This is a genomic window from bacterium, assembly GCA_027622355.1.
Classification (GTDB): Bacteria; UBA8248; UBA8248; order UBA8248; family UBA8248; genus JAQBZT01.
On sequence record JAQBZT010000269.1, the window covers coordinates 1 to 4,001 of the forward strand.

6 protein-coding genes are annotated in these 4,001 nt (G+C 63.0%); 2 read left to right on the forward strand and 4 right to left on the reverse strand.

What is annotated here, in order from left to right:
* The first annotated feature begins 114 nt into the window (after positions 1 to 114).
* Both rimI and O2807_13110 read left to right on the forward strand, forming a co-directional pair.
* On the forward strand, positions 115 to 612 hold the full coding sequence (gene rimI / locus O2807_13105) for a ribosomal protein S18-alanine N-acetyltransferase (GenBank protein MDA1001438.1): 498 nt from the start codon (positions 115 to 117) through the stop codon (positions 610 to 612).
* A gap of 83 nt (positions 613 to 695) precedes the next feature.
* Positions 696 to 1,274, forward strand: coding sequence for a CvpA family protein (locus O2807_13110; GenBank protein MDA1001439.1), 579 nt, complete (start codon positions 696 to 698; stop codon positions 1,272 to 1,274).
* Positions 1,275 to 1,298: 24 nt separating this feature from the next.
* On the opposite strand, the gene O2807_13115 is transcribed toward O2807_13110, so the two are convergent.
* From O2807_13115 to aroA, 4 genes are all read right to left on the reverse strand, one after another.
* Positions 1,299 to 1,658: a hypothetical protein gene (locus O2807_13115; GenBank protein ID MDA1001440.1), complete on the reverse strand. Its 360-nt coding sequence runs from the start codon at positions 1,656 to 1,658 to the stop codon at positions 1,299 to 1,301.
* A 163-nt stretch (positions 1,659 to 1,821) separates the two neighbouring features.
* Positions 1,822 to 2,493 carry a thiaminase II gene (tenA, locus tag O2807_13120; GenBank protein MDA1001441.1) on the reverse strand — a complete coding sequence of 224 codons (672 nt, stop codon included), beginning with the start codon at positions 2,491 to 2,493 and terminating at the stop codon, positions 1,822 to 1,824.
* Between the two features lie 16 nt (positions 2,494 to 2,509).
* Positions 2,510 to 2,842 (reverse strand): zinc ribbon domain-containing protein, encoded by a 333-nt coding sequence (locus O2807_13125; GenBank protein ID MDA1001442.1) that lies wholly within the window; start codon positions 2,840 to 2,842, stop codon positions 2,510 to 2,512.
* 11 nt (positions 2,843 to 2,853) lie between these two features.
* A partial coding sequence (gene aroA, locus O2807_13130) for a 3-phosphoshikimate 1-carboxyvinyltransferase (protein MDA1001443.1) occupies positions 2,854 to 4,001 on the reverse strand: 1,148 nt, incomplete at its 5' end.

The following is a 4,001-nucleotide window of genomic DNA, read 5'->3' on the forward strand; positions in this document are numbered from 1 at the left end:
CGCGCACGAGGGGTTGGATGGTGGGGCTGTTCGAAAAATATTGGCCCCCATTATATGCTTCTCCCGTGTCCTGCGGAAGGGGGAGCGGGCTTGGCGGAGGGGAGGGAGAAGCCGATGCTGGAAGCCCGGGGCGCCGCGCAGAAGGGCACCTTTCGGATTCGGCCGATGATCCCGGACGATCTGGGACAGGTTCTGGTCATCGAGCGGGCCTCCTTCTCTCTTGCCTGGTCGGAATCGGCGTTTCGCCGGGAGCTGGACATCATCCCGAACTCCTATCTATCGGTGGCCGAGGGGGCCGTGGATGGCGGGGACGGCACTCCCGTGGTTCTCGGCTACACGTGCTGGTGGCATGTGGTCGATGAATGCCATATCACCAACTTCGCGGTGGCCCCCTTCGCCCGGCGGGGCGGGGTGGGGGATTTTCTGCTGAAAGGGCTTCTGGAGGAGGCCCGGCGCCTCGGCGTCCGGCGCGCGACGCTGGAGGTGCGGATGGGCAACGAGGCCGGCATCGCGCTCTACACGCGAAACGGGTTTACCTCGATTGCGATTCGCAAGCAGTATTACCCGGACAACCGGGAAGATGCGCTCGTGATGTGGAAGGAAGAAATTTAGGCATCGATTCGATTGGGGTATGGTACCATCTGCGAAAGTTCCGGCGCCCGGTTCTGTTTTTGAGATGCGGAGAAGCTGAGTGAATGGGTGACGTGCAGATTCCGGACATCATCGTAGCGGGGGTTCTCCTTTTTTTCTTCCTGAGAAGCATCTTCCGGGGGGCGATCAAGGAGTTTTTCTCCCTGCTGGGCCTGGGGGGCGGCTATTTCACCGCGTCCCGCTATGGCGACATCGCGGGCCAGTTCATCATCGATCGGCTCGACGCGGGCGAGTGGATGTATCCCCTGAGCCGCACCGTAATGTTCGTCCTGACCTGGATCATTCTCAGTCTTGTGGGAACCATGGTGTCCAAACTGGCCAAGGGGACCAGCATCGGTTTTTGGAATCGTATGGGAGGCGGGGTTCTCGGCCTGGCCAAGGGGGCGCTTCTGGCGGCCGTCGCGATCCTGGTCCTGGACGCCTATCTCCCCGGTTTTGTCCCCCGGGATGAGAAAAGCCGTTTGGTCCCCTACATCCGGCGAGGGGGCGTGCTGATCAGCCAGATGGTGGGGGGAGATGCGAAGAGGAAACTCGAGGAGTTGAAAAAGAAGGTCGGCTCCGCCAAGGATCGCCTCCCGGAGATTCCCTCTTCCGGGAAAAACGATCGGCCCGCGAATCAGTAAACGAAGCCCTGGCGGAAACCGGGATCAGTTGGCCCGGGCCTGTTGCCGTTGTTGTCTGGATGTACCCGCCGGAGTATCTTCCAAATCATCGTCTGAAGATTCATCGAGCAGTTTCGGTGCGTTTTCAAGCGCTTCTTGCTGGGCTCGCTGCCTCTCCAATAGTTCCGCCTGGGCCTTGACGGCGGCCTCCGCCCGGAGTTCGGCTCTCCGGGCTTCGTTGTCCAGCGTTTTGGTGGTGCGGACAATCGCTTGCGCTATCGCCAGGGTGAACCGGGTGGCGAAATAGGCGAGTGCGGCATAGCCGACCACCGGATAGATGGCGTCCAGAACTTTCCGGGCTTCGGACCACAAGACGGGAAATATTTGGAGGATGTCAGTTAGCATTGCCCATGTCCGGCGGATGGGGAGAGTGCCGTCTTCAGCCTGCCTCAACCCAGGTAAGGTACCGTTTTGTCCTGTCCGCCTCAAGTGCCTCTGGGAGAGAAAGCTTTTTCGCTCCCCTCGGCAGGGTTTTTGACATGCCGGCGGGACCGGTCCTCGGGAAGGGTCAGACGGGCCAGTTTTCCATATTCCAACTCATCTCCCAGAAGAGGTATTCGTACCTTGTCCCGGAGAGGAAACGCTGGCGCATCTTCTCTTGTTCGGCCCTGCCCGCGGCGCTGGCCGCGGCATCGAGAATCTCCCGCAGCCATCCGGCCAGCCGGTGGAATTCCTCCGAGGCGTACATCTCGATCCACTCGCGGTAGAGCGGAGCTTCCGCCGGCGCGCCGCGCGCCGCGAGCTCTTCTCCGATGAGGGCGTAGTCCCACTGGCAAGGGAGCATGGCCGCGGCGATTTCGCCGAAGGTGCCGGACCAGGCGGCTTCCAGAAGATAGTTGGTGTATGCGCGGCAAGCGGGTGCCGGCCGGGTGGTTTCCATCTCTTCCCTTGAGATGCCGAATTTGGCGGCGAATCCCCTGTGAAGTTCCATCTCGGTGTTGAGGGTGGCGTTCAGAAGGTCGGCGAAGCGGCCCATCTCGGGAAGCCGGGGCGCCTTGGCCACCGCGAGGGCAATGACGCGGCTGTATTCGATGAGGAAGATATAGTCCTGGCACATGTAAAACCGGAAACGATCCGCCGGCAAGGTTCCGTCCCCGATTCCCCGGACGAAGGGATGGCCATGGATGGCTTTCCAGAGCGGCTCGGCCTCCCGCCGCAGCGTTTCGCTGAAGGAGCTCATTTCTCCCGCGTCCGTCTCACAGGTTGTCGAGGATTTTCTTCGACCGGCCTTTTTCCAGTGTCTCCTGGAAGGACTCGCCAAGGTCGAGCCCCAGATTCTGAGCCCGCTTCTGGGCCCAAAGGCCGATATTCCGGTCGTCCTTGTAAAAAGAATCTTTTCGCGAATCGGAAGGTTTGAACTCATCCAGGCGCTGCGTTTCACTCTTGTGCGAGCTGAACCGGGACATCATCTTGCGGAGCCGCTTTTCGCCGCAGCTCCGGCAGGTGAGCTTCCGCCGGTCGGAGGGCTTCATCACAAGATGCCCAGAAATGAAGCCGCAGGCTTCGCACTCATATTCGTAAATAGGCATCCTCGGCGCTCCTAGCTCCCGCTCTGCTCCGTTGTCATCTCCGCACCCAGCAGACGCATCCGCTCGGTGAAGTCTGGAAAGGTTACCGCCATCGCCTCGGCCGTGTCGACTGAAACCCCGTTTTTGGCGGCCAGACCCGCCACCGCGGCGGCCATCACGATGCGGTGATCGCCCAACCCCGGCGCTTTTCCCCCAGAGAGCCCTCCGCCGCGAACGATGAGGCCGTCGGGCAGTTCCTCGGCGCTTCCCCCCAGTGCTTCGAGGACCATCCGCATCCCGGCGATCCGGTCGGTCTCCTTGATCCGGGCCTGGGGCACGTTCACCAGGCGGGTTTCTCCCTCGCCGAGAGCGCCGAGCACCGCCATGACGGGGAGGAGGTCGGGCGTGGCGTTCAGATCGAATTCGCCGCCGCGGAGCGCGTGGCCGCGGACGCGGATCCCCCCTGCTTCTTCGGCGACCTCGGCGCCCATCTCGGCCAGCATCGTGAAGATGGCCTTGTCCCCTTGCGGATCGTTCATGTCGAGCCCCTCGAGGAGCACGTCCCCTCCGGGCAGAGCGCCGGCGGCGGCCGGGAAGGCGGCCGAACTGAAGTCTGCCGGAACCTCGATGTCGAACCCTGAGAGCGCCTGTCCCCCGGGGACGCGGAAGCGGGCGTAGCCCTCCCGCTCATATGCAAGCGACAAGCGATCGAGCCACCACAGGGTCATGTCCACATAAGGTTTTTCGTTCAAGTTTACCGGCTCGATGATCGATTCGGTTTTGCCGAAGGGTGCGTTGACCAGCAGGCTCGAGGTGAACTGACTCGTGGAGCCCTCCACGGATGTTCGGCCACCCCTCCAGGGGCCGCCGACGGTGGCGGGAAGGCGGCCGTCCCCGTTTTCCGAGCGGGTCCGCGCCCCGAGCCGGGAGAGGGCATCGAGCAGAGGGCCCATCGGGCGCCGCCGCGTCTGGGCGTCGCCGTCGAATCGCGCATCCCCGCCGGGGAGCAGCGCGGCCGTCCCCAACCCGATCCGGCAGCTGGTGCCCGAGTTGCCGACGTCGATCACTCCCGACGGAAGCCTGGGAGTCCCCCCGAATCCCTCGACGGTCCATAGCCGCTCTTCCTTCTCGATTTGCGCGCCGAGGGCGGCGTAGACAGTGGCGGCCGAGTGCCCCTCAT

Coding starts and splice junctions, on each gene's coding strand:
- O2807_13115 (MDA1001440.1), bottom strand. CDS start 1,658: ATGCTAACTGACATCCTCCAAATATTTCCCGTCTTGTGGTCCGAAGCC.
- rimI (MDA1001438.1), top strand. CDS start 115: ATGCTGGAAGCCCGGGGCGCCGCGCAGAAGGGCACCTTTCGGATTCGG.
- tenA (MDA1001441.1), bottom strand. CDS start 2,493: ATGAGCTCCTTCAGCGAAACGCTGCGGCGGGAGGCCGAGCCGCTCTGG.
- O2807_13110 (MDA1001439.1), top strand. CDS start 696: ATGGGTGACGTGCAGATTCCGGACATCATCGTAGCGGGGGTTCTCCTT.
- O2807_13125 (MDA1001442.1), bottom strand. CDS start 2,842: ATGCCTATTTACGAATATGAGTGCGAAGCCTGCGGCTTCATTTCTGGG.